The organism is Chitinophaga eiseniae (assembly GCF_012641265.1).
Lineage (GTDB): Bacteria > Bacteroidota > Bacteroidia > Chitinophagales > Chitinophagaceae > Chitinophaga > Chitinophaga eiseniae_A.
The window spans coordinates 271,189-294,605 of record NZ_JABAHZ010000001.1; the positions used below are offsets into that span (position 1 = coordinate 271,189).

Annotated in this window: 21 protein-coding genes; 10 read left to right on the forward strand and 11 right to left on the reverse strand. The window is 48.8% G+C overall.

Going from position 1 to position 23,417, the window contains the following annotated elements; translation table 11 throughout:
• Positions 1–35 precede the first annotated feature (35 nt).
• The gene (locus HGH91_RS00950; protein WP_211092161.1) at positions 36–1,472 is read left to right on the forward strand and encodes an MFS transporter; all 1,437 of its coding nucleotides are present in this window, start codon (positions 36–38) and stop codon (positions 1,470–1,472) included.
• A 7-nt stretch (positions 1,473–1,479) separates the two neighbouring features.
• On the opposite strand, the gene HGH91_RS00955 is transcribed toward HGH91_RS00950, so the two are convergent.
• The 7 genes from HGH91_RS00955 to HGH91_RS00985 all read right to left on the reverse strand — a co-directional run bounded on the left by HGH91_RS00955 (position 1,480) and on the right by HGH91_RS00985 (position 8,275).
• Positions 1,480–2,151, reverse strand: coding sequence for an ABC transporter ATP-binding protein (locus tag HGH91_RS00955; RefSeq protein WP_168736591.1), 672 nt, complete (start codon positions 2,149–2,151; stop codon positions 1,480–1,482).
• A gap of 2 nt (positions 2,152–2,153) precedes the next feature.
• The gene (locus tag HGH91_RS00960; RefSeq protein ID WP_168736592.1) at positions 2,154–3,416 is read right to left on the reverse strand and encodes an ABC transporter permease; all 1,263 of its coding nucleotides are present in this window, start codon (positions 3,414–3,416) and stop codon (positions 2,154–2,156) included.
• Positions 3,413–4,510 carry an efflux RND transporter periplasmic adaptor subunit gene (locus HGH91_RS00965; RefSeq protein ID WP_168736593.1) on the reverse strand — a complete coding sequence of 366 codons (1,098 nt, stop codon included), beginning with the start codon at positions 4,508–4,510 and terminating at the stop codon, positions 3,413–3,415. The genes HGH91_RS00960 and HGH91_RS00965 overlap by 4 nt, the downstream gene beginning before the upstream one ends.
• Positions 4,511–4,518: 8 nt before the next feature.
• A complete protein-coding gene (locus HGH91_RS00970) occupies positions 4,519–5,850 on the reverse strand; it encodes a TolC family protein (RefSeq protein ID WP_168736594.1) in 1,332 nt (443 codons plus the stop codon).
• Positions 5,851–5,913: 63 nt separating this feature from the next.
• The gene (locus tag HGH91_RS00975; protein WP_168736595.1) at positions 5,914–6,378 is read right to left on the reverse strand and encodes a GbsR/MarR family transcriptional regulator; all 465 of its coding nucleotides are present in this window, start codon (positions 6,376–6,378) and stop codon (positions 5,914–5,916) included.
• A gap of 190 nt (positions 6,379–6,568) precedes the next feature.
• Positions 6,569–7,330 carry an MBL fold metallo-hydrolase gene (locus HGH91_RS00980; RefSeq protein ID WP_168736596.1) on the reverse strand — a complete coding sequence of 254 codons (762 nt, stop codon included), beginning with the start codon at positions 7,328–7,330 and terminating at the stop codon, positions 6,569–6,571.
• A gap of 87 nt (positions 7,331–7,417) precedes the next feature.
• On the reverse strand, positions 7,418–8,275 hold the full coding sequence (locus HGH91_RS00985; protein WP_211092162.1) for a helix-turn-helix domain-containing protein: 858 nt from the start codon (positions 8,273–8,275) through the stop codon (positions 7,418–7,420).
• 155 nt (positions 8,276–8,430) lie between these two features.
• Between HGH91_RS00985 and HGH91_RS00990 the strand changes: the two genes are divergently transcribed.
• Both HGH91_RS00990 and HGH91_RS00995 read left to right on the forward strand, forming a co-directional pair.
• Entirely contained in the window at positions 8,431–9,399 is a 969-nt protein-coding gene (locus HGH91_RS00990; RefSeq protein ID WP_168736598.1) for a YjgN family protein, read from the forward strand.
• Between the two features lie 6 nt (positions 9,400–9,405).
• The gene (locus HGH91_RS00995) at positions 9,406–10,482 is read left to right on the forward strand and encodes a M48 family metallopeptidase (protein WP_168736599.1); all 1,077 of its coding nucleotides are present in this window, start codon (positions 9,406–9,408) and stop codon (positions 10,480–10,482) included.
• 48 nt (positions 10,483–10,530) lie between these two features.
• Here HGH91_RS00995 and HGH91_RS01000 read toward each other — a convergent pair whose 3' ends face one another.
• The gene (locus HGH91_RS01000) at positions 10,531–10,908 is read right to left on the reverse strand and encodes an iron chaperone (RefSeq protein ID WP_168736600.1); all 378 of its coding nucleotides are present in this window, start codon (positions 10,906–10,908) and stop codon (positions 10,531–10,533) included.
• A 429-nt stretch (positions 10,909–11,337) separates the two neighbouring features.
• Between HGH91_RS01000 and HGH91_RS01005 the strand changes: the two genes are divergently transcribed.
• Positions 11,338–12,078, forward strand: coding sequence for a LuxR C-terminal-related transcriptional regulator (locus HGH91_RS01005; protein WP_168736601.1), 741 nt, complete (start codon positions 11,338–11,340; stop codon positions 12,076–12,078).
• On the opposite strand, the gene HGH91_RS01010 is transcribed toward HGH91_RS01005, so the two are convergent.
• A complete protein-coding gene (locus HGH91_RS01010) occupies positions 12,075–13,127 on the reverse strand; it encodes an AAA family ATPase (protein WP_168736602.1) in 1,053 nt (350 codons plus the stop codon). The two genes, HGH91_RS01005 and HGH91_RS01010, sit on opposite strands and share 4 nt — an antisense overlap.
• A 155-nt stretch (positions 13,128–13,282) precedes the next feature.
• On the opposite strand from HGH91_RS01010, the gene HGH91_RS01015 reads away from it, so the two are divergent.
• Positions 13,283–13,984, forward strand: a complete 702-nt coding sequence (locus HGH91_RS01015) for a DUF2461 domain-containing protein (RefSeq protein ID WP_168736603.1) — start codon at positions 13,283–13,285, stop codon at positions 13,982–13,984.
• An 89-nt stretch (positions 13,985–14,073) separates the two neighbouring features.
• Complete coding sequence (locus HGH91_RS01020; RefSeq protein WP_168736604.1) at positions 14,074–14,556, forward strand: hypothetical protein; 483 nt, start codon at positions 14,074–14,076, stop codon at positions 14,554–14,556.
• A 12-nt stretch (positions 14,557–14,568) separates the two neighbouring features.
• Here HGH91_RS01020 and HGH91_RS01025 read toward each other — a convergent pair whose 3' ends face one another.
• Positions 14,569–14,901: a hypothetical protein gene (locus HGH91_RS01025; RefSeq protein WP_168736605.1), complete on the reverse strand. Its 333-nt coding sequence runs from the start codon at positions 14,899–14,901 to the stop codon at positions 14,569–14,571.
• Between the two features lie 130 nt (positions 14,902–15,031).
• Here HGH91_RS01025 and HGH91_RS01030 point away from each other — a divergent pair, with 130 nt between their 5' ends.
• Positions 15,032–16,000 (forward strand): D-2-hydroxyacid dehydrogenase family protein, encoded by a 969-nt coding sequence (locus tag HGH91_RS01030; RefSeq protein WP_168736606.1) that lies wholly within the window; start codon positions 15,032–15,034, stop codon positions 15,998–16,000.
• A 9-nt stretch (positions 16,001–16,009) separates the two neighbouring features.
• Here HGH91_RS01030 and HGH91_RS01035 read toward each other — a convergent pair whose 3' ends face one another.
• Complete coding sequence (locus HGH91_RS01035) at positions 16,010–16,486, reverse strand: group II truncated hemoglobin (RefSeq protein WP_168736607.1); 477 nt, start codon at positions 16,484–16,486, stop codon at positions 16,010–16,012.
• Positions 16,487–16,838: 352 nt separating this feature from the next.
• Here HGH91_RS01035 and HGH91_RS01040 point away from each other — a divergent pair, with 352 nt between their 5' ends.
• The 3 genes from HGH91_RS01040 (at position 16,839) to HGH91_RS01050 (ending at position 23,381) form a co-directional block, all read left to right on the forward strand.
• Entirely contained in the window at positions 16,839–17,126 is a 288-nt protein-coding gene (locus tag HGH91_RS01040; protein ID WP_145673267.1) for a hypothetical protein, read from the forward strand.
• 139 nt (positions 17,127–17,265) lie between these two features.
• On the forward strand, positions 17,266–19,809 hold the full coding sequence (locus HGH91_RS01045; RefSeq protein ID WP_168736608.1) for a galactose oxidase: 2,544 nt from the start codon (positions 17,266–17,268) through the stop codon (positions 19,807–19,809).
• Positions 19,810–20,381: 572 nt separating this feature from the next.
• Positions 20,382–23,381 carry a SusC/RagA family TonB-linked outer membrane protein gene (locus tag HGH91_RS01050; protein ID WP_168736609.1) on the forward strand — a complete coding sequence of 1,000 codons (3,000 nt, stop codon included), beginning with the start codon at positions 20,382–20,384 and terminating at the stop codon, positions 23,379–23,381.
• Positions 23,382–23,417: the final 36 nt, after the last annotated feature.

Sequence of the window (23,417 nt, forward strand, 5' to 3'; positions counted from 1 at the left end):
TTATAAATAGATAGATCTATCTATATAATTGTTTTATGAAACAACAAACGTCCCGGTGGCTTTCCATGCTTATCGTATCGTCCGCCATTTTCCTGGCGGTAATCGACATATTTGTAGTGAATGTAGCACTGCCGGCTATCCAGAAAGGGCTGCACGGCACCAATGGTGAATTGCAACTGGTCATTGCCATTTACCTGTTGGGGTATTCCTGTTTGCTGATTACCGGCGGCCGGTTGGGAGACTACTACGGCAGGAAGAAAGTCTTCATTGCCGGCATGTTGCTCTTCACAGTCAGCTCCTGTTTTTGCGGACTGGCACAATCGACGGGGCAACTGAACGTTGCCCGTTTTTTCCAGGGCATTACAGCTGCTATCATGACACCCCAGGGCGTGTCCTATATACAGGTATTGTTTCCCAAAGAAAAGGAACGGATGAAGGCCATTGGCGTTTATGGTATCATCGCCGGCTCGGCCTCCGTCATCGGGCAGTTTCTCGGAGGACTGTTGCCAGATACACACTTTGCCGTGGAAGGCTGGCGATTGATATTCTTCATCAACGTGCCCGTGGGCATCGTTGCGGTGATTTTCGCAGGACTTTTCTTAAAAGAAACGCCCCGTAACACCTCGCTGAAATTCGACTATCAGGGCGTATTGCTGCTTACCCCAGCATTGTTCTGCCTGGTTTTTCCGGTGATACAGGGCCGGGAACTCGGTTGGCCAGCCTGGAGCGTGGCAATGCTCCTGGCGGCGGCACCGCTTTTTTACCTGTTTTACATTCACCAGCGGAATAAACTGGTAGGGGGAAAAGAGCCGTTAATTAATATGCGGCTGTTTCATTACAAAGACTTCCGCATTGGCTTATGGGCCTCCCTGTTTTATTTCCTGGTACAGGAATCCTATTTCCTGATCACAGGGGTATTCTTTCAAAATGGCCTGGGTATTCCTTCTTATACTACCGGTAGCTATTTTGTATTCCAGGGAATCGGTTATGTGATGGCGTCTATTTTATCGGTAAAGCTGATCCCGTTATTTGGCAAGAAAGTACTGGTGGCTGGCGTGGTTATCATGATCTGCGCTTTCGTGCTGCATATACTTTTCCTGGACAATCCGCAGGCGGGGCCATTCGCATTTGTTGCCATCCTGTTGCTATATGGCATTGGATGCGGCGCTGTACTCCCTTCTTTACTGGCTTTCTCTCTCAAAGGTATTCCGCATGAATTTGCAGGAGCAGCATCCGGCTCTTATTACACGGCACAACAATCAGCTATTGCCATGGGCGCCGGTATTGTAGGAGGCGTTTTCTTTTGCTTCACAGGAGATAATCCTTCCTTGCAGGATTATGTTACGGCTTACCGCGCCGCCGCTATATTGAGTATTGCAATGTTGGTCATCGTGATTGGTTTCCTGGTGATACTGCCCGATAGCCATACCAGCACCACCAGGAAAGTACGGGAGGCGGAAACCATGGCGTAAGCAGGTATTAATCCGCAATCCTTCCATCTACCAGGTGAATTACCTTATCAGAACGGCGGGCAAAGTCATCGTCATGTGTTACGGTGAGGATCGTTTGTCCCCGTTCAGAAGAGAGCTCACGGAAAAGATCAAAGACAATGGCTGCATTCTGGCTGTCGAGGTTACCGGTAGGCTCATCACCCATAATGATCAGCGGCTCATTGATCAGTGCCCGGGCGATGGCTACACGTTGTTGCTGTCCCCCGGAAAGCAGCGATGCGCGTTTGTTGGCTTGTGTACCTACTCCCAGTAATTGCAGCAGGTCCATGGCGCGGTGCTCTATTTCAGCGGGCGTATAACGGGCCAGTTTTAATGCGGGCAGCATCACGTTGCGGAGCGCCGTGAATTCCGGTAGCAGGTAATGAAACTGGAACACAAACCCGATATGATGATTCCGGAAGTCGGCCAGCCACCGGTTACGTTTGCCCTGCATTTCCTCGCCGTTAATGCAGATACTGCCTTCGAAATCGGTATCCATGGTAGACAACAGGTATAGCAGGGTAGATTTACCGCTACCCGATTTTCCGGTGATGGAAACAAAATGGCCCTTTTCAATGTCCAGGTCTACGTCATTCAGCACCTGCATTTTGGTGGGCTGGTAAAAGTATTTATTGATGTTCCTAACTTCTATCAGGTTCATGGTTATCCTCTTAAAATAGTGATAGGATCTACCCGGGCCGCCTTGCGGGAAGGCAGGTAACCGGCAAGGGTAGTAGTAAGCATACCAAAAGTGAAGCCGGTCACATAATACACGGCGCTGAAACTTACCGGCAGATGGTCCAGCGTGATCATTACATCGCTCTTATAAGGCATTTTGGAAATGCCATACGCAGCCAGGAATCCAAATACCAGTCCCATTAAAGCACCGGTGATCCCAATTATCAGCGCCTGCACGAGGAATATCCAGCGGATGTCTGTATCGGAAAAACCCATGGCTTTCAGGATGGCGATGTCTTTCATCTTTTCATAGATCATCATGGTGAGGATGTTGAAAATACCAAAGCCGGCTACCAATAGGATCGTAACGGCTACGCCATATACGATCATTTTACGGAGGGCATCGCCTTCGAGCAGGGCAGAATTGTCCTGTTTCCAATCGGAACCATGAAAGCCGTATTTAGCCTGCAATTCCGGCAACATGGCCGGGGCCAGTTCCATGTCATGCAGTTTTATTTTGATGTCGGTGATATAGGACACCGGCACTTCCAGGAACCGTTGTACGGTATGCAAATTTGCATAGCTCTGTTGTTTGTCGATGTCGGTGAGTCCCGTTTTAAAGATGCCCACTACTTTCACCGAAAAGTTGTTGCCTTTGTCGGTCGTCACTTCCAACCGGTCGCCAGTTTTAACGTTGAGCCGCCTGGCCAGGCCAATGCCCACTACCAGGCTGTTGGGCAGGGTAGCCAGCTCTTTGAAGCTGCCTTCTACCAGTTTGGCTTGCAGGTTGAACAGGGCATTTTCCTGTTCGAAACGAATACCGTTGATGGTGCCATTAATGCTACTGGAGCCCAGGCGATAAAAGACCTGGGAACTAACAGCGCCGGAAACAGCGGCTACGCGTGGATCCTGTTGTAGTGCCTGTACCACCTGGGGGCCATCTTTCAGGTTGAGCAGGATGTCTTTCGGTTTAACATGGCTGACCAGGTTGATATTACCGGGATAGGTTCTGTCGATGATATTGGCCGGCGCCGTTTGTATTTCGTTGTATAGCCGCAGGTGGGGCGACTGTTCAAACGCTACCGCCTGTACGAAATCATTGGAGCCTTGTATGAAACTGACCATAAAAATGAACACGGTAATCCCAAAAGTGACGCCGGCAGTGGCGATCAGCGTTTGTTTCAGCCGGGCCCGCATATGGGTGAATGCGATGGTGGCTGCCAGTTTGATATTAGTAATTAGTTTCATGGTGCTTCTTTTAAGGCGATAACATCACCTGCTTTCAGACCAGATTTAACTTCTACCCAGTCGCCATTGCGGATACCGGCAACAATCGCGGTTTTCTGTACTGCTTTGCCTTGTTGCAGGTACACGCTGTCGCCTTTCAATAGATAATTGGCCGGTACTACCAGCGCTGTTACGTGTTCCCGTATAACGATGTTGGCTTCCACGGATGACTGTGGGTAAAAGAGAGCGGTATCCTGTACAGCGGCTTCCACCTGGAAGCTGCGACTTTCCTTTTGCAGCAGCGGAATGATCTTATTGATAGTCGCTGCAAACTGTTTGTCTTTGTAGACATCGGTTTCGAAATATACTTGCTGGCTGTTATGTATTTTGCTGATGTCCCGTTCGTCTACCAGCAGCTCCAGCTTGAATGAGCCGGGCTGTCCCACCATTACTACGGGATCATTGAGCTGTGCCAGCTCGCCGGGCTTCAGGTATACCTTGTATACGCGTCCACTCACGGGGCTTTTCAGCACTTTGCCTTCGCGGTCTTGCGCGGTGGCGGTTAGCTGTTGCCGGGCCTGTAGCAGCTTGGCGGAAAGGTCGCTTTGCATGGCATGGTACTGATCCTGTAAGGTTTTATATTGTGTAGCGCTGGTAGCAGCCTGTATCCTGGCTTGTTCGGCCTCTTTCTCTGAAACGGCCTTGCTTTGCGCCAGCTCCGTATAGCGGTTGGCGTTAAAGGCATCTTGTTCCTGCTGGGTTTTGGCCAGCGCGATCCGCTTTGTCAATTCCGTTAGCGGAGCGGAATTTTCCTGTGTATTGGCGCCGGCCAGATCCACCTGCCGTTGCAGGATATTCATTTGTTCCAGCTGACCGGGTGTGCCTAACACTGCCAGTAGCTGGTTTTGCCGCACGGTGTCGCCTTCTTTTACCAACACTTTCAGCAACAGGTCGGCGGAATTGGCTTTCAGGAAATAGTAGGCTTCAGGCATAATTTCTCCGGAAGCATATACGGCCTCATTCAGGGTGCGGGCTTGCACCATATAGGTAGCCGTTTTCGGTTTGCAGGCAATGAACAGTATCGTCATTCCTGTTATAGTGAGCCATGTTTTCATGCAGATCGTTATTGATGTTGCAAATAGTTGAGTTCTGTATAGTGTTTGAAAAAGTCGGTACGCGCGTCGTTGAGCTTTACCTCGGCATCGTAAAGGTCCTGTTGTATTTCTTTCAACTGTATCATATCGATGATCCCTTTATTGATCTTCTGCTTGCTGAGGGCTTCGTTTTCCTGCGCCAGCACAATATTTTCTTTTAGTACCTGTATGTCGCCCGCTGCTTTTTCCAGCAGTAGTTTTTCCTGGCGGTATTTCTTTTCCTGTGCTGCTTCGTATTGTTTGAACCGGCTGGAACTTGCCCGCCATTGGGCTTTCATGCTGCGGGGTTTGGTGGAGAAATTAGACCACGACAGCGGGAAACGTAATTCCACGCCTGCGAAGCCAACGGTAAACCAGGGCGAGCGGGTGATGAAGTTTATCTGGTCGCCAAATCCCAGTTGCTGATAAGAACCTTTCAGGTGTAAGCTGGGATATAATGTGGCTTGTGTATGGCGGTATTGCTGCGCTGCGATGGATACTTTCAGCTGCTCCGCCTCATAGTCGGGTAGCTGGGTGGCGTTATAATTATGGATGTCCAGCGGTGGTAAAGGATCTGTAGGTTGTGTGTGCAGCAGGCTGTCGGGCGGAAAGCCCATCCAGAATTTCAGATCGAGCCTGGCTTCCTGCAATGATGTAGTGGCCTGTTGCACGGCTTGTTGCCTGTTTTTGAGCAGGACAGCCGATTGATTGAAAGCAATTTTATCCGTCAGTCCCTTATTAAACTGGAGTTGTACCAGGTCATGGATTTGCTGGTAGTTGCCATATAGTTGTTGTGTTACCGCGAGGTAGTCTTGCTGCAGCTGTGCGCTATAGTAGGCCATACTTACATTCTTCCGCAGCAGCCGTTGTAAGGAGTGGTACTCGCTGCTGGCGGCCTGTTGCTGCAGTTTGGCCAGGCGGATGTTTTGCCAGGTTTTTACATCTACCAGGGGCAGGCTGGCTTCTGCGCCGTAGTTGCCCATCCAGGGCGTACCCATGCGTACCGGTACAAAGGTGCCGGGAGGCCGGTTTACCAGTTCTCCGGGAAATACCTGTACGGGTATTTTCCAGTAGTTGTTGACAGCTGCGGTAACGGTGATGTCCGGGAGAAGCGCTGCTGCTGCCGCTTTCCGGTCTTGTGCCGCCGCATCGGCCGATTGCGCTTGGGCAAGCAGTTCCTGGTTATGGATGCTGGCATAGTCAAGGCATTGCTGTAAGCTGAGGGTAGTGGCAGGTTGCCCCGTGTCTTTCTCCGGCATGGTTTGTCCTGTCGCTACCCGGATCTGGGTAGCCAGCAACAGAAAAATAATCCCTGTTTTCATCTTAAGTAGTTATTATTCTTTTAGTTCTGAACTTAAAGAACCAGGCGCGACAAAAAAAAGCCGCTATGGGTGGGCTTTATTGAGCGCGACGGTCCGTTTCCATCGTTCCAGTATCAACGGTAATTCTACCAACATCATTTTATAGAGCAGGGCTACTGCTTCCAATTCCTCGTTCAATGTGTCATCGGTGTGGCGGATAGACCTGATTTCATCCAGGATGCCGAAAAACACCCTGATCCTGTCGGTCATGGTCTGCTCATTGAAGATACCGGCCAGGTTGGCTGAAAAGTAGCGTTTTCGCTGGCCGCCCACGGTTTTAGACGTGATCATCTTAGTGGATTCCAGCATTTTGATGGCATTAGATACAGCACTTTTACTCACGCCGAAATACTCCACTATCTGTTCAAACGTAGCCTGGGAGTCTTTACACAGCAAGAGATAAATATAGGTCCGTGCTGCCACCGGTGTAAGGCCCAGGCCTTCCATGGCAACGCTCAGTTGCTCGATCTTCTCCCTGTGTTTTTCCAATGCTGCTGTTTTTACTGGACAAAGTTGGATAAATAAAATTGGTTTTCCAAAAAGAGAACCAATTTTGTTTTGAGGAGTAGCTGTCACGTGGTATATAATCGAAAGCGCTATAACAGTTATAAAAACGCAAAACGCCCCCCATTATATGCGGAGAGCGTTTTTTCGTATATGCTTTTGGTTTAGACCGATCTTATTGCAGCGTTACCACCGCTCCGTCCTGCGGAATAGTCAGTTTCCCTTCCGGCACGTTCCACGCGTTTGCTTTCTGGCGTAAGGATTCCCGGGTAGTCAGGCAGTGGTCAATGGCTTCCATGTGTACCGCGATTATTTTAGCATGGCCGCTTCCTTTAATCAGCTCCATGGTTTGGCTTTCTTCCATGAGAATGGGCGTGTCTTCATAGCCCGGCATGACTGCGCCCCCGGAATTAATCACCACGTAATCTGGCTGATAGGTATGGAGGTACCCCGCTATTTCCGGGATCCAGATGGTATCGCCGGCAATGTAAATGGTAGGTTCGCCTGCAGCGCTTAATACAAACCCGCTCACAGTACCCATTTTCAGGAGTACTTCGCCACTGCCGTGTTCACCACCTGTTCTTTGAATGGTAATACCTTCCCAGGTGATGGTATCGTGTATCGTGATAGCGTTGGTGAATTTTGCGTCCTGGAAGTAAGCTTCATCTGCGGGCTGATTGATCAGCGGCAGGGCTTTATCTAAGGCTTCGCTGGCAGCTGCATCGAAATGGTCCTGGTGGGTGTGGGTCACCAATACCAGGTCGGTGTCGCGGATGATGTCTGCGATGGGCAGCGGAAGTTCTACGGTAGGACTTTTCACCTTTCCTGCGATAGAGCGCAAACCTGATTTGGGCGCGAACATAGGATCGACCAATATCTTTTTCCCGGCGTAATGGATCACCAATGTAGCGTTTCTTATTAACTGTATGCTCGACATATCAAATGATTTTATACGTCAAAGATACAGGCTCCGGGTGGCTTGCGGCCTACCCAAACAGCACGCGAAGCTACCATTTTGATAAGCTTATATAGCGGGGTTTTGATAGCTGGCCATAAACTCGCTGGTAGTAAGGCCCGTTTGCGATTTGAAGAATCGCATAAGGTGATGAGGCTCGGAGAAGTGCAGCTTGTCGGCAATTTCCGCCACGGTGAGCCTTTCGTGCAGGAGGTAATTTTGGACTTCAGCCAGTAACCGGTGTTTCATCAGGTGGGTAGCGGTTACATTGAATTGGGCCTGCACGGCTTTATTCAGTGAAATCCGGCTAATACCCATCAGTGCAGCGTATTCACTGATGCGCTGCTTTTCATGGATATGTACTTCCAGCAGCTTCCTGAACTGGTAGGCATAGTTGTTTTCTGTTTTTTCTATAGGAAGATGATGTTGATGGGCATATTGCCTGTTTAATTTTTGTAACAGGTAATACAGTAGCGACCGGATAATATGTACGCTATCCGGTTTGGTAGCAGTAAGTTCTGTTTTTATTTCCTGCAAAATATGGCAGGCCCTGTCCATTTCGTCGGCAGGGATGGTCATGTTCAGCGGATAGTCCAGCTGGTAAAAGTAAAGCAGGCGATAGGTGAACAGCTTGTCGGCAAAAAAATCATTCAGGAAGTCTTCCTGGAATATCAGCGTGGTAAAATCCGGATCTTCCAGGGCCGCGGGCCATTGCCTTTTCTGGAAGGGGGAAATGAAAATGACGGTATTATCGCCTATATCAACCTGTCGCTGATCCAGCAATAGCTGGCCTTTGGCGTTCTTAAAGAAGGATATTTCGAAGAAGTCGGTGTTATAGGTGTTGTTATTGGTCCACCGCCTTTGCTGTTGATTGCCGCTAAGCACATTCAGGAGAAAGTCGACGCCGCACTCCGTTTTTTGGAACAAGATAGTTTTTAAAGGTGCCTGCATAGTTGTTGGTCCAGTCGCCAAATGTAAGGAAATATCATGGTCGCGGGAGGCGATATTAATTAGGTAATTTTGTATTGTGAAAAATATTTATATTTTTACTTTATTAATCTATATCATTTTAATCCCTATCTATGGAACAACAGTATAGCCCTTCGGGGACTGTAGCAGGCACTCCTTCCTTAAGTTTTAAGGGGAGTGGATCTTCTTATTTTGGTATCCTGATCATGAACATGTTGCTGTCGATGGTAACACTTGGATTTTATTATCCCTGGGCCCGGGCAGCACGTTTGCGTTTTCTTTATTCCTCTACGGAAATGGAAGGTTCCCGTTTTGCCTGGAATGGCACGGGGAAGGAAATGTTTATTGGCTTCCTGAAAGCGCTGGGTATTCTCGTGGTTATCGCCCTGCTGGTAGGCCTCTTTGCCTGGATGAAAGTACCTTTCCTGGGGTTGCTGGTATACCTGGCGGCCATCGTTTTTGTGGTGCCGGTAGCCATTCACGGCGCTAACCGTTATCACTGGTCCCGGACTACCTGGAGAGGTATTCGTTTCGGATACCGTGGCAACCGGAACGAGTTTGTAAAATTGTTTATCAAAGAAATGTTGCTGACCATCGTTACACTGGGCTTTTATGGCTCCTGGATGTTTATGAATATCCGCAACTATGTTGTTGGCAATATCCGTTTTGGAAGCGGTGAGTTTTTCTACGAAGGCGATGGCTGGGAATATTTCAAGATGAACCTGAAAGGATATCTCCTGACCATTATCACCCTGGGTATTTATGGCTTCTGGTGGCAGGCAGATGTTTTCCGCTATAATATTGAGCATATGCGTTTGCTGCACGGCGATAAAGTGTTTAACTTCCGTTCTACCGCATCTGGTGGCGCTTTTGCCGGGCTGTTGATTTTGAATATGTTGTTGTTGATTTTCACGCTGGGCATCGGTTATGCATGGGTGCAAACCCGTACCATCAAATTCCTGATGGAGAACGTGGAAATAGAAGGCAATATCGCACTGGATGAGTTGGCGCAAACAGAAGAGGAATATAAGAACGCAACCGGCGAAGACCTGGCAGACATGCTGGATCTGAGCATTATTTAATCACGAATGTTTACAGGACAATTTTACAATCACCAGGTGGCCAAATCTACCACTATTACTGTACTGGTAGTAGAGGCGGGTTTGTTACTACAGGTGCCTGCTGCAGAAGAAGGCGTCGTCCAGCCGGTATATTGGTTGTTTACCGATATGCAGACCGACCTGGCCGACCGCAGCTTTATCCGCATTACCCATCGGGGGGCGGATGCAGGTACGCTGGAAGTAAGCGATCCGGCGTTTGTAAAAACGTTCCTGCAATATTATAAACCGTCACGGATTACCCGCCTTGAGCAGCTGGTGGTTCGTGGCGGTCTTAAATGGAGCCTGGGTATTGTGCTGGGTATGATAGCCCTTTTGCTGGTTGGTAATTTCGTGGTATTACCCTGGTGCGCCGGCATCGCAGCAGAGCGGTTGCCGCACTCGTTCGACCGGCAGCTGGGAGAAATGGCGCGCAGCAGCAACCCCGAACCGGTGGATACGGCGGCCAGCGCCCTGCTTACCGCCTTCGCCCGGCAAATACAATGGGATACCGGTGATACCCTCACCTTTGTTGTATCCCGCCGGGATATAGAAAATGCGTATGCCCTTCCGGGTGGATATATTGTGGTGTATACCGGCTTGCTGAAAAAACTGAAAACGCCGGAGCAGCTGGCCGCATTATTATCACACGAAGTGGCCCACGTTACCCGCCGTCATTCTATCCGCGCCCTCTGCAGCAATATGAGCAGTATGCTGCTCATCAACCTTATCTTCAGCGGGGGAGGTACGCTTACCGGGCAGCTGTTTTCCAATGCCGCCTCGCTCAATAGCCTGCGGTATTCCCGTAAATATGAAGAGCAGGCCGACCTGACCGGGCTGGCTACCCTGCGGGAAAACCACATTAATCAACAAGGTATGCTGGCGCTGATGGAAGTATTGCAGCAACTGGATCACCAGCATCATATCCCCGAGTTTATCAGCACACATCCGCTCACAGATCACCGCGTGCGTTATGTACGGCAGCAGATTGCCGAACATCCGGCTACCGCTACGCAACATCCTGTTATGGCAACGCTATTTCAACAATTAAAGGAGGCCTGTCATTAATCCACTGCATCATACCGTCAAGGAGTATACGAAATATCACCGCCGCATTTATTTTTTCTTTACAGCCGTTTTAGCTGCCAGGGATTCCTTCACCCGGAACTTAACGATTTTAGTAATGAGGCCTAACGGCATGGGTGCATTCAGCGGAAACTGTATCGTGCCTTTCCCCGCCCGGTAGGGAGCTATTTCTTCTTTAAATGCTTCGGTACCGCTGGGAGTAGGATAGAAGCCGATATGATTTTTAAACGCAGCAAAATGTACCAGGTTACCCTGTAGCCTGAATGTGGGGATACCATATCGGATAGCTTCTTCCGCATCCGGCGCAGCTTTTCTTATCGTGACCCGGATTTCTTCCAGTATGGTTTGTATGGCCCCGGGAAAAGTGGCAATGTATGCATCGATGGAATCGAAATTGGCGTTATTCATGGCGCATGAGAATTTGACCTGTAACAAATTTACATACGGATTACCGGAATAAGGCGGTGTAAAAGCGACAGTATCTGGGGCAGATGCGACATCCCCATTTCAGGTCATAGGCTCGGACGGCACTGTCAGCATAAAATGAAAGCAGGTGTATTCGGAAATAACATAGCGCTGCTGTGAAAGCCGCGCTATGTTTGGGGAACATGACAAGAATGACGGAGAAGGTTTTTCGAACTCAACTTTATAATGATAAACCATCAGCTGATAAAGAAGTATGGTTTATGGGGTACCGGATAAAAGGCCTTTCAGCGTTTGTCCTGCTATTATTAACAGCTTGTATTACAGCGGCAAAAGTATCATAGTATTCATGACTGGTCAACTGCGTAAATTCGCAGGTTCTGATTTTCTTTGTTACTTTTAGGGCAAAAAAGCATGCAATCCGACAGGTTGGACTTAGGGAACTATTCAAAGACTTTTATCACAGACGTGCCGGCTGATCTCAACAGTCCGGAGGCAAAGGAATTTAAGAAAACCATCCGGCGCTTCCCGGATGAGGCGATCTATATTTATTCGTTTAAGGAAAACCGCATGTTATATGCCGATGGTTGGGAGGACTTACTGGGGTACCGGGATGATGAAATTACCATGTTAACGATTGTGAATATCACGGCGCCGGAGTATGCCCCATTTTCCAATGAGTTGAACGACAAGGCATTGATGTTCCTGCACAACAAAACCACTGACCTGGAGCAATACAGTTTTATGATCGAGTTAAAAAAGATTCATAAAAATGGCACACACATCCCGTTGATTTCCAAAGTGGGTGTGTTTAAAGCAGAGCAGGGCCACGTTTCCAGCATTATTGGCCATTCGCAACGGAATGAAAGTATCAAACTGGGTAACGTGATGCGCTATGCCGCTTATGGCCCCGAAAAATCGGAGTTCGAAGATGAGCTCAATAAGCAGTTGTTCCGGCACTATGCCATTTCAGAGAAGGAGAAGGAAGCCCTCTCCCTGGTAGCGGAAGGATTTTCGTTTAAAGAGATAGCCGCCCGCTTCGGTGTTTCCCAGTCAGCCATCGAAAAAAGGATTATCCCGATGTATAAAAGGTTTGAAGTAAAAAGCCTGACACACCTGATCAGTTTTGCCTTTGCCAATCATATTCTGCCTTAGAAAACAGGTGTTTCGGCTAATTCCAGGTTAAGGGAGAGCATTTTCTCTTTTTCTACGCCTATACTGTGCAGCATATTTTTCCATCTTTCAGATAATTTCCTGGCGTCATCATCATCGCCCAAAACCCAGATCACGTTGGTTTGTTTGAGTACCGTGCGGTTGATATCATTGGAAGAAAAGGTATCTACAAAGCTGAGAAAACGCTCGGGGCTGATCAGCTCTTCTTTGATGGGGTGACCGGGATTAATATCATCGATCACCAATATAGAAGCCCGGCGCCAGGTCCAGAGGGTGTCGGCCGTAGCGTGTTCGTCCTGTTCAAAGAACATGCAATACAATTTCATGGCAGAGGTGTATACAGCTGCGTGGTGACGGATAGATAACTCGGTGGCAATGGCCACGCTGAGGCTGGTCTTGCCGCTTCTCTTCGGGCCAAACAGGAACAGGTGCATTCCCTGTACTTCGTTATCCAAAAAACGTTGTACAATGGCCACATCAGTGTCCGGTATTTTTTCCGTATTCCATTGGCTGAGGCGGAACTGGAAGGGATAAGCCGGTGTTTGCAGGTACATTTTGGTGAGATACCAGTAATAGGCGGGATATATCATGCCGATCGCCAGCACAATGGCTATCATCAGCGCCGTGTCGGTAGGAGCGCAGCAAAGCGAAGCCGTGAAGGCGCCGAACCAGAAGAACAGCAGATCGGTAACGGTATCGAACGCAATATTGCCCCAGGCTGGTTGAAATACATAGGCCTTTTTTACATCGCCACGTTTAGAGAGCAGTAAAGGTCCCAGGAAATTGAAGGTTTCAAAAAGCAACCATATAGCGCTTATCACCGAAGCGGCCCAGAGAGCAGCGCTGGTATCTGCCATCCTTTTTTTTAGGAAAAGAAAGAACAGGAAAGTAGGAATAAAGCCCAGGGAAAAATGACCGAACTGGTTGGCCAGCCAGGAATAAGTAAGGGTAACACCCCGGTAGGAATCTTTACCAATCAGGTCGGCCAGCAACTGCCGGTACATATTTTTACTTGTAATAGCACGCTTCATGTGTACAAATAGGAATAAGGAATGCAATAATAGCCGGTAAAGATAAAAATACTTTGATGAGAAGGCGGTTTCTCTCCCCAAAAAAATCGACTTTTGTAACGGCCCGGCGTATACGCATACCAGTGATATGCAGGGAATAAAATGACAGACGCTATATGGCAAAACGTGCAACAGTAATACCACAGATCAACCCGTCTTCCTTTAAATTTTTACAACAGCTGAAGGCGAATAATAACAGGGACTGGTTTAATGAACATAAAACAACGTTTATCCAGGAACAAGATGCGGTAGCGGCATTCGCAGATGCCCTGCTGGAGCAGTTGTCGACCCACGACCTGATAGAAACGCCCTCAGGCAAGAAGAGCCTGTTCCGCATTTACCGGGATACCCGTTTCTCACAAGATAAAACGCCTTACAAATCCCATTGGAGCCTGGCTTTTAGACGGGCTACCAGGCAACGGAGGGGTGGATATTATATGCAGCTGGAACCTGGCAACAGCTTTATTGGCGGTGGCTTTTTTGGCCCCGTAGCCGACGACCTGAAAAAGATCAGGGATGAAATTGCCTTTGACGCGGCGCCGCTACGGAAAATATTGAAAAGCCGGGCATTTACCTCCCTGTTTGGCACTTTACAAGGGGAGCAGCTGAAAACCGCCCCTAAAGGCTTTGATGCGGATCATGAAGCCATTGACCTGTTAAGGTATAAGCAGTTTCTTCTTATCCGTAATTTTTCTGATAAAGAGGTATTGAGTGAATCTTTTCTGGCAGAGGCTAACCGCACCTTCCAGGGAATGCGGCCTTTCTTCGATTATATGAGCATGGCGCTAACAGCCGATGCCAATGGCGAGGAAGCATAGCTTTTTATGCGGGAGATCAGAAATCTCCCGCAATCATCCTATATAATAATTGGGGGAACAGGCATACCCCCTGTTTTAATTTTCAAGATATGGAAAACGAACCATCCTCCATTTTCGACGAAGAGTTTTTAACGGAAACGACTATACGACGTCGCCACCTGTTATCCAAGCCATTAAAGCGATATGTCTGGTGGTTCCTGGTACTTTGTAGCCTGGGTGCGCTCCACACCATGAAGGAGCTTTATAGGGCTATCGGTGACCCTGACCGGGAAGAACAGGCAATTGGGCAAGCATTGATCCTGGTATTCCTGGTTTTGTGGGTCTTATCAAGTTTACTCATTTTGAGGGAAAAGAAACCGGGCATCCTATTGGCATTGATCGTTACCGGCATTTCTATATTACTGCAGTTTTTTAATATCGGAAGCGTTCTTTTGTGGCCAGGAGATCATCTTAATCCTGTGATTTCCACCATTGGCACCGCTGTAATTAGCCTGGCGCTGGAAATACCTTACGCCATCATGCTATGGAAGGTCAGAACGAAATGGGAGGCAATCGATATGTCGAGGCCATAAGCTATACCTGCATTATTCTTCCACCACGTGATACCGGTCTTCTTCCACTAGTATTACTGCTTGCGGCACTAATTCCTGACCCGGTTCCACTTCTGCTACGGTATCTATCATGGCTCTTTCCGAAAAAGAATCGCGGGTGGGGGAGGTAGCAGCATGTACTGCCGGGTGTTTGGGCGTATAGTCGTTGGCGGTACTATCTAAAAAATCTGCCGGAATGCTTTCCTGCAATACGATATCGTTGGGAGCTGGGTGTTCAGGAGCTGCGAGGATGCCTTTCCGGTGAGCTGAAAATTTACAAGCGGTGGCTGTCAATAGCATACAAACAACGATAGGAAAGAGGCGCATGGGGTAGTTTCCTTTTTACTACTAAGATATAAAAAAATATTGCATTTGTAAAGACTCTTGTAAACAAGACAGGTTTATCTGGTTAATCGCGCGAATGGTGGTAACTTGCATAAAATAGTGGAGGAGCTATATGAGTATCGCCATTTTAGATGATTACCAGCACGTTATCCAGGGGCTGGAATGTTTCAATATGCTCGATGAGCAGGAGGAAGTACTTATTTTACATACCGCAGAAAAAGATCCGGCCCGCCTTGCCGCCGCCCTGGATGGCGTAGAAGTGCTGGTGCTGACCCGCGAAAGAACAGATATCAACGAAGCTTTGTTGTCCCGGTTACCTCATTTAAGACTGATTAGCCAAACCGGTAAAATTTCCCGGCATATAGACCTCGACGCGTGCAACAAACATGGTGTGGCCGTGGCGGAAGGCGTAGGTTCTCCCATTGCGCCGGCGGAACTGACCTGGGCCCTGATCATGAATGTACTTCGCCAGATTCCCGCTGCCATTGAAGGGATGAAGCATGGGAAATGGCAGGTGAATATGGGACAATCGGTACATGGAAAAACTATTGGCATCTGGGGATACGGCAAAATCGGTAAGATGGTGGCCAACTATGCGAAGGTGTTTGGCGCGCGTGTATTGGTATGGGGGAGCGAGGACTCCCGGGGAAAAGCGCTGGAGGATGGTTTTGATAAAGCTGCCAGCAAGGCGGCGTTTTTTTCCCAGGCCGATGTGATCTCCCTGCACCTGCGCCTGAATGAATCCACCACCGGCATTGTCCAGGAAATTGACCTGGATATGATGAAACCCACCGCGGTATTGATTAATACTGCCAGGGCGGAATTAATAGCGCCGGATGCGCTGCTGAATGCGTTGAAAAAGGGACGGCCCGGTTTTGCCGGTATCGACGTATATGAAGAAGAGCCGGTATATAACCCCCATGACGAACTACTGAAAATGCCGAACGTAGTATGTACACCACATATAGGCTATGTAGAAAAGAATGGATACGAATTATATTTCGGGGCAGCCTTTGAAAATGTGATCAACTTTCTCGAGGGCGCCCCTACGCATATTGTAAACCCGCAGGTGCTGCGTTGATTGTAGCTATCAGGGCTGATAGGGGCCGCCGGGTTCTCCCCAGCCCCACTTAGGCATGGGCTCATGAGGGTTCATCGTGAGGTTGGTATCCTGGGAGTTGATGACCGCTATCCTGGTACCCCATTCTATATAGGCTGCAAATGCCGACCGGAACTCCGGATCTGCCGGCAGTTCCAGCTCATCGGCTGTGGCCACCAGCAGTTGTACCCATCTTTTCCGGTGTTCCTCTGTGAGATGCCGGCCCAGATGCTTCGTTACCATCGCTGCATGCGACCCTTCGTTACTACTATATATTTTAGGCCCTCCAAATACCTCCGCAAAAAAATGCGCCACATGCACCTGGTGGGTGGGCGACATATGCCTGAAGATTGGTTCCAGTAAGTCGTCCTTCAATACCTTGTCGTAAAATGCCACCATCAATTTTTCAAATACCGGCATCCCGCCCGCCCATTCATAAAGCGAAGGGACTTGTTTATTCGTTTCCATGTTGCTTGGTTTAACAATAAATGATAAAGCTACCATCGTCGCACGACGAAATCAACAACTTACCAAAAAGTAAGTTCAATAAGAAAAGAAATATCCGGGCCATCATTTTTTGTTTGCGGGAGAGAAGAAAAGGCAGGCTAACGCCAACGATAGTACGTTTTACGCCATGGGTATACGTAAACATTTTATCCCGGAAAACGGATGAGCAGAAATTATATAGGATAAACGCATAAAAGTAACGATATGTCTTCTTAAGTGCTAATTTAATATTAGCAGCAAGCCCGGCGTTGACAATTTGTATCTCACTGCCGTATATTTGAGGGTGATATTCACAGGCAGGTAAAATTATAAGATGGATTTTAATCAGTTTAAACAATCCTTGCAACAGGCGCGTCCACCGGAACATATCTCTGTGTTCCTGGAATCATTATGGTACGATGGCAAAGGCGATTGGGCCAGGGCCCACGACCTGGTCGACGATTTGCCCGGAACGACTGCTGCCCGCGTGCATGCCTACTTACACCGGGTAGAGGGCGACCTTGGCAACGCGGACTATTGGTATCGCCAGGCCGGAGAAAAACGTCCCGCCTGTTCCCTGCAGGAAGAGTGGGAGCTGCTGGTTCACCATTTTATAAAGTAATATCTCACACACTTTACGGGTACTTTCTACATTTGTGATTGATTATTAGTGTATAGAAAAACACTAATTATTTGTATATTCCACGAAGCCCGGATCAGTTTATTATTGAATCGTTAGTTATTTTAGTCTTTACCGGAGTATGTGGAAATTTATCCTTTTACTGTTCTTATCTGTTCTTCTTTTTATACCTGCTGATTATGCGCAGTCTTATGGACTTCGCTTTTCCAGCCATGAAGCAGTACAGGAAAAACGTACCTCGCTGGATCTTACCTCCGCCGGCTCACTGTGTATTAAAAAGAATACCTCGCTGTCGTTCAACCTCAATTTTCTCCCTTATAAAGAAACTTACTTCGGCTACGTAGTGCGCATTATTACGGATAGTCACCAGAATATAGACCTGGTATATAACCAAAAGGAACGCACCTTTAACTTCCTGATCGGTGAAAATTACTCCACCGCTTTCGTGGTAGATTCTGCTGCCCTGTTTGGCCAATGGACCCGCATAGGGATTGCATTTGACGTGACCGGGCACCAGGCTTCCGTATCCGTAAATGGCCGCACCATTGCCCATGGCCCGGTGAAACTACAGGCAGGTACCTGTATGCACGTGTTTTTTGGCACCAACACCTACGAAGGATTTCAAACGGTGGATATTCCGCCAATGAACATACGCGATATCCAGATCAGTGAGGAAGGACAGGTTAAATACAAGTGGCCCCTGTCGGAAAACGATGGGCATATAGCCGTGGACGTGATAGCCGGGAAAAAGGCCGCCATCCGGAATGCCGACTGGATTGGGCCTAAACACCGCCAGTGGCGCCTGTTGCAAAGCTGGGAAATAAACGGTAACCCCAGCGTGGCTTTCGACCGGGACAACGAAGTGCTGTATGTGGTGTCGCGCGACTCCCTGTATGATATCTCTTTTAAGCAGGAGCTGAAACACGCCGGGAAATTATCACAGCCGCTGGATTCCCTCATGCCCGGCAACCAGTCGGTATTCAATCCTTTCAATCATCGCTTGTATAACTATTATATAGATCATCAGAAAGCAGGAGTCTACGATACGGTGGCCCGCAAATGGGATGTGAGCTATGCGCCGGATCTGCTCACGGTTTTCTGGCAGGCCAATAAGTTCGTGTCCAGGGCCGACTCGTCCCTGTATGTACTACTAGGGTATGGACAATTACAATATAAGAACAAAGTACAGCGGTACCGGTTGGCCGATAAACAATGGGATTCCATTGCCACTACCGGCGAGCGGATTACGCCCCGTTACCTGGCGGCAGTAGGCGCCACGCCTAATGGCGATACCGCGTATGTGCTGGGAGGATACGGCAGCAATAGCGGTAACCAGGTGGTGAACCCCCGCCATTACTACGACCTGGTGCGGTACGTGGTAAAGGACCGGGCGTTTCATAAAATATACCAGTTGCCCGACCCGCCTGCACAGTTTTGCTTTGCCAACAGCCTGGTGCTTGATGCCGATCATAAAACCTGGTATGCGCTGATTTTCCCCGACGACAAATTCAATACAGCTTTACAGCTGATTCGCGGCTCGCTGGAAACGCCGGGCTATACCCCGTTGGCGGGTACCATTCCCTATTCTTTTCACGACATCAAGTCATTTGCCGACCTCTATTATTGTAAAGACAGTAAGCAACTGGTGGCTGTAACATTATATACGTCGAAAGACAACATGACTACCGTGAAGGTATACACGCTGGAGTTTCCGCCGGAACTGTTGACAGCCGATGCAGCTTTACCGGTTTCATCGCCATTCCGTTGGTACTATTTACTGGTGCTACCGGTATTGGGACTGTTGGTATGGTGGTGGAAAGGCCGTCGCCCGCAGGCGGTTACGGTGGTAGCCGTGCAGCCTGCGCCGGTAGCACCGGAAGAGAAGGAAGTTTTGGCAGAAGCTATGCCGGAGCAGGAGATAGCAGTATTACCCGAACCTGGTAAACGGGGACATGTCTTTTTCTTCGGTCCTTTTGAAGTACAGGATAAAGAAGGGCAGGATGTTACCAGGTTCTTTACGCCGCTCCTGAAGGAATTGTTCCTCCTGATCAGCATTCATACCCTGCGTACCGGCAAAGGTATTTCATCGGAAAGGCTGTATGCCACCCTTTGGCGCGATAAGTCAAATAAGGAAGCGCAGAATAACCGTTCGGTGAATATGGTAAAGCTGAAAGCGATCCTGGATAAGTTGGGCGCCTGTGCATTTGTGAAGGAGGCTGACCGCTGGAGCTTACAATATGCGCCATCTGATATCCGGATGGACCTGGCCGATTTTCAACAGCTGTTGCAGGCGCCGCGCCCATTCAGTAAGGACCGGGTACGGGAGCTATTGGGCATCCTGCGTCGGGGCGCTTTTCTGCCCGATGCCCATTACACCTGGCTGGAAGACATTCAGTCGGAGATTTCCAATGCTGCGCTGACGATGTTGACCGATGCCGCGGAGCAGTTTCCCGCCGACGCCGAGTTCCTGATCGAAATAGCCGATAGTATTTTCCTCTTTGACCTGGTAAATGAAGAGGCGTTGCGACTCAAATGCAGCAGTCTTATTTCCCTGGGCCGTCATTCGCTGGCGAAAGCAGCGTTCAACAAATTCACCAAAGAGTACCTCCATATGTATGGAGAAGAATTCCCGCAGGTGTTTACCGACTTCTCCGGCGATAAATAAAAAATATTTTAACGGTTCTAATACCGGTGTTAGTGCTTTATTAGTGCCTTCATTAAGGGCCGGCAGCTACCTTGCAGGTAAGAAATGAATAAGACAAGATTCCACGTCTTGGGCACTTAGGCCGTTTTTATTACGAATGACAGCATGCTGGTGAGGTAGTTCACCAGCATTTTTTTTATGGGTACTCACCTGAACCCGCCTACGAAAAGAACGAAATCGGGATAGTTTGATCAGTTAAAGTGATATGAAATGAATATTTTTCAATTTATTGATTATTAATTTGTTGTGGGCGTTGTTTGTTAGGGTGCTTTTATTGTATTTAATATTTTACTTTAAGTGAACAGGCACCTGCGCCGTGCCCGTCATATATAAGAATGTCGTCCCGGGTACGCCTCCCCGGGACGATGTGTAAGACCAACGAAATAGCCCGCCTTCTTGTCTTTTCTCCGGAAAAAAAATTTAAGAAAATGCCCCATTAATGCTCCAGTTAGTTCATTATTAGCGCTGCTGTTAGCCCCCTGGCGCTTACTTGCAGGGTATTATTTTTTATCAATCGAAATATCAATCGCGTTATGAAAAGAGTTCTATTGCTGATGCTCCTTGCATCAGGTCTGCTACAGACCTATGCTCAAAAGCAGTTGACAAAGGGTAAAGTGCTGGATGAAACCGGCCATCCGCTACCCGGCGCCACTGTACGGGTAAAAGGGACTACCATCTCCAGCCCCACGAATGCCCAGGGCGAATTCCAGGTGAATACCGCGGAAACATCCAACCCGGTATTGATCATTTCCTACATTGGATATATTACCGCGGAAGCGCCGGTTACCGGGAACGGTGCGGTATCGGTGCAGCTGAAAACTGATCCCCGCTCTTTAAACGACGTGGTAGTAGTAGGTTATGGTACCCAAAAGAAAAGAGATGTAACCGGCGCTACCAGCTCCATCAAGGCAGTAGACATTGCCAAACGCCCGCTGGTGAGGGTAGAGCAGGCCTTGCAGGGCACTACCTCCGGCGTAACCGTACAAAGCGGCAGTGGCCAACCGGGAAAAGGACTGAGTGTACGTATCCGCGGCGCCAGCTCCGTGAGCGGCGGTAACGACCCGCTTTACGTAATCGACGGCTACATTGGCGGCAATATTGAATCGGTGAGTCCCGCCGACATTGCCTCCGTTGAAATCCTGAAAGATGCCTCTGCCACCGCCATCTATGGCTCCAGGGGTTCTAACGGCGTAGTGCTCGTTACCACCCAGTCAGGCAAAGAAGGGAAGCCCAGGGTAAACTTCAGCTCCTGGCTCAGCAAAGCCAGCATCCCCAAAAAACTGAGTTTGATGAACGCCTTTCAATTTGCGGAACAGGTAAATAAATATACCCTCGCAAAAGATAACAGCGCTACGCCTCCCTTCAGCGATGCCGATCTGAAAGGCTTTCAAAACAATCCCGGCACCGACTGGCAGGATGCCATCACTCAGCAACCCTGGATTCAGAATTACCAGGTAAGCGTTTCCGGCGGATCGGCCAATGTGAAATATTTCTTCTCTTACAATCACCTCGACCAGCCAGGTATCCTCATCAATCAATGGTATAAAAGAAATACCCTGAGAGCCAATATGGATGCACAGCTCAACGACCGGATGAACCTGAAGGTGAACATCACCGCCGTATTACCTCAAACACATAATACCGACTACTCCGGCGATATCACCGATCCGTTTGCGCAGGCGTATCAATACGATCCTACCGTACCGGTAAAAGATGCCAGCGGGAAATATACCCCTGGTTCTCCCCGGGCTTCTAACCAGTATAATCCTGTAGCCAATGCCAGGAACCGGTCGGTAGATGTAAACACCACCAACGTTACGGCTACCGGTGTGTTCACCTATCGCATCCTCGATCACCTCACCTTCACGTCCAACAACAGCTACGAGCTGCAATCGCAGTTGAGCCAGTCGGTATTCCCCCTCGAAACCAATGAAGGCAACGTGAAAAACGACTATGCACAGGCAGAAACCAATCGTTACCGGAGCTGGCAAAACAGTAACTTCCTTACTTACACCAACCGGTTTGGCGATCATGCGCTCACGGTAACTGCCCTGTTTGAGCAGGCCTCCAAAACCAACACCAACGTAAAGGCACAGGCAAAAAATCTATCCAGCTACAACAACGGCTATTATAACCTGGGCCTGGGTGGTACACAGCTTACCACCAGCGGATACTGGGCAGACGCACTTATCTCTTATATGGGCAGGGTGAACTATGCCTATAAGGATAAATACCTGTTGACCGCCGCCGTTCGTACTGATGGATCGTCCCACCTCACGCAGAAATATTCCACCTTTCCCTCTGTGGCCCTGGGTTGGGTGATCAACAAAGAGGGCTTTATGGAGCAGTCGCGCGTAGTGACAGGTTTGAAGCTGAGGGCCAGCTACGGACAAACCGGCAATCAGGCCGTTCCGGCGTATGCTACTATTGCCCAGATCAACAGCGGCGGTCCCGCTTATTATTTCGATGGCTCCACACCGGCCGTATCTACGCCGCTGGGAACACCAGTATCACAAAGCCTGCAATGGGAAAAGAATACTACCTATGATGTAGGAATCGATGCGGAGTTGTTCCGCGGCCGCCTCACCTTCACCGCCGATGCCTATAACCGCCAGATTACCGACCTGCTGTACAACGTTCCCAATGCCAGTTATTATGGTGGCGGCAACTACCAGAAGAACCTGGGCAGCCTGGAAAACAAGGGATTAGAGTTCAGTATCGGGGGGATGCCGGTAGCTGGTAATAAATTCAAATGGACCAGTAACTTCAATATTTCCTTTAATCGCAATAAGGTATTGAACTTGGGGGGTATTGACAATGTGATTGTCAATAATATAGGCTCCGCACAAAATGGCGCTGCCATCCTGAAAGTGGGTCAGCCGCTGGGTTCTTTCTTCGGGTATAAATTCCTGGGCACCTGGAAAACAGAGCAGGCCGCGGAAGCTGCCTTGTATAATGCCAAACCCGGTGATGCCCGGTACGAAGACCTGGATAACAGCCACTCCTATACGTCGGCCGACCTGCAGGTAGTAGGTAATGGTACCCCGAAGTTTGGTTTCGGGTTTATCAATGATTTCAGCTATGGCAACTGGAGCATGAATGTGATGTTCCAGGGCACCCATGGCAACCAGATCTATTCTTTCACTACCCCATACACCCTCGGTGGACTGGGAGATGCCCGCCATGCAACGTCTACGGAAGTACTGCGCATGTGGACGCCGGAAAATCAAACCAACGTGCCTACCTATACCAGCAACAGCTTCCTGACCAGCAGCCGTTGGGTATATGATGCCAGCTATATTAAGCTGAAAAACATATCGCTTACCTATACTTTCCCGGAGAGGATACTCAGCAGGATCCATGTCAACAGCCTGGATATTTACGTGAGCGCCCAGAACATCTGGACCATCACCAACTACCCCGGGTATGACCCGGAAGTGACCAATGCTACCAACGCCATTACACAAGGGTTGGAAACAGGCACTATTCCTAACCCCAAAACATATACAGTGGGATTAAGACTAGGCTTATAAGCCGCGAAGGAAAAGCAAAGGATTACATTTTTCTAA

Excerpts from the sequence above, each read along its gene's own strand:
- HGH91_RS00950 (WP_211092161.1), top strand. The coding sequence starts at position 36 with ATGAAACAACAAACGTCCCGGTGGCTTTCCATGCTTATCGTATCGTCC.
- HGH91_RS00955 (WP_168736591.1), bottom strand. The coding sequence starts at position 2,151 with ATGAACCTGATAGAAGTTAGGAACATCAATAAATACTTTTACCAGCCC.
- HGH91_RS00960 (WP_168736592.1), bottom strand. The coding sequence starts at position 3,416 with ATGAAACTAATTACTAATATCAAACTGGCAGCCACCATCGCATTCACC.
- HGH91_RS00965 (WP_168736593.1), bottom strand. The coding sequence starts at position 4,510 with ATGAAAACATGGCTCACTATAACAGGAATGACGATACTGTTCATTGCC.
- HGH91_RS00970 (WP_168736594.1), bottom strand. The coding sequence starts at position 5,850 with ATGAAAACAGGGATTATTTTTCTGTTGCTGGCTACCCAGATCCGGGTA.
- HGH91_RS00980 (WP_168736596.1), bottom strand. The coding sequence starts at position 7,330 with ATGTCGAGCATACAGTTAATAAGAAACGCTACATTGGTGATCCATTAC.
- HGH91_RS00990 (WP_168736598.1), top strand. The coding sequence starts at position 8,431 with ATGGAACAACAGTATAGCCCTTCGGGGACTGTAGCAGGCACTCCTTCC.
- HGH91_RS00995 (WP_168736599.1), top strand. The coding sequence starts at position 9,406 with ATGTTTACAGGACAATTTTACAATCACCAGGTGGCCAAATCTACCACT.
- HGH91_RS01000 (WP_168736600.1), bottom strand. The coding sequence starts at position 10,908 with ATGAATAACGCCAATTTCGATTCCATCGATGCATACATTGCCACTTTT.
- HGH91_RS01005 (WP_168736601.1), top strand. The coding sequence starts at position 11,338 with ATGCAATCCGACAGGTTGGACTTAGGGAACTATTCAAAGACTTTTATC.
- HGH91_RS01010 (WP_168736602.1), bottom strand. The coding sequence starts at position 13,127 with ATGAAGCGTGCTATTACAAGTAAAAATATGTACCGGCAGTTGCTGGCC.
- HGH91_RS01015 (WP_168736603.1), top strand. The coding sequence starts at position 13,283 with ATGGCAAAACGTGCAACAGTAATACCACAGATCAACCCGTCTTCCTTT.
- HGH91_RS01020 (WP_168736604.1), top strand. The coding sequence starts at position 14,074 with ATGGAAAACGAACCATCCTCCATTTTCGACGAAGAGTTTTTAACGGAA.
- HGH91_RS01025 (WP_168736605.1), bottom strand. The coding sequence starts at position 14,901 with ATGCGCCTCTTTCCTATCGTTGTTTGTATGCTATTGACAGCCACCGCT.
- HGH91_RS01030 (WP_168736606.1), top strand. The coding sequence starts at position 15,032 with ATGAGTATCGCCATTTTAGATGATTACCAGCACGTTATCCAGGGGCTG.
- HGH91_RS01035 (WP_168736607.1), bottom strand. The coding sequence starts at position 16,486 with ATGGAAACGAATAAACAAGTCCCTTCGCTTTATGAATGGGCGGGCGGG.
- HGH91_RS01040 (WP_145673267.1), top strand. The coding sequence starts at position 16,839 with ATGGATTTTAATCAGTTTAAACAATCCTTGCAACAGGCGCGTCCACCG.
- HGH91_RS01045 (WP_168736608.1), top strand. The coding sequence starts at position 17,266 with ATGTGGAAATTTATCCTTTTACTGTTCTTATCTGTTCTTCTTTTTATA.
- HGH91_RS01050 (WP_168736609.1), top strand. The coding sequence starts at position 20,382 with ATGAAAAGAGTTCTATTGCTGATGCTCCTTGCATCAGGTCTGCTACAG.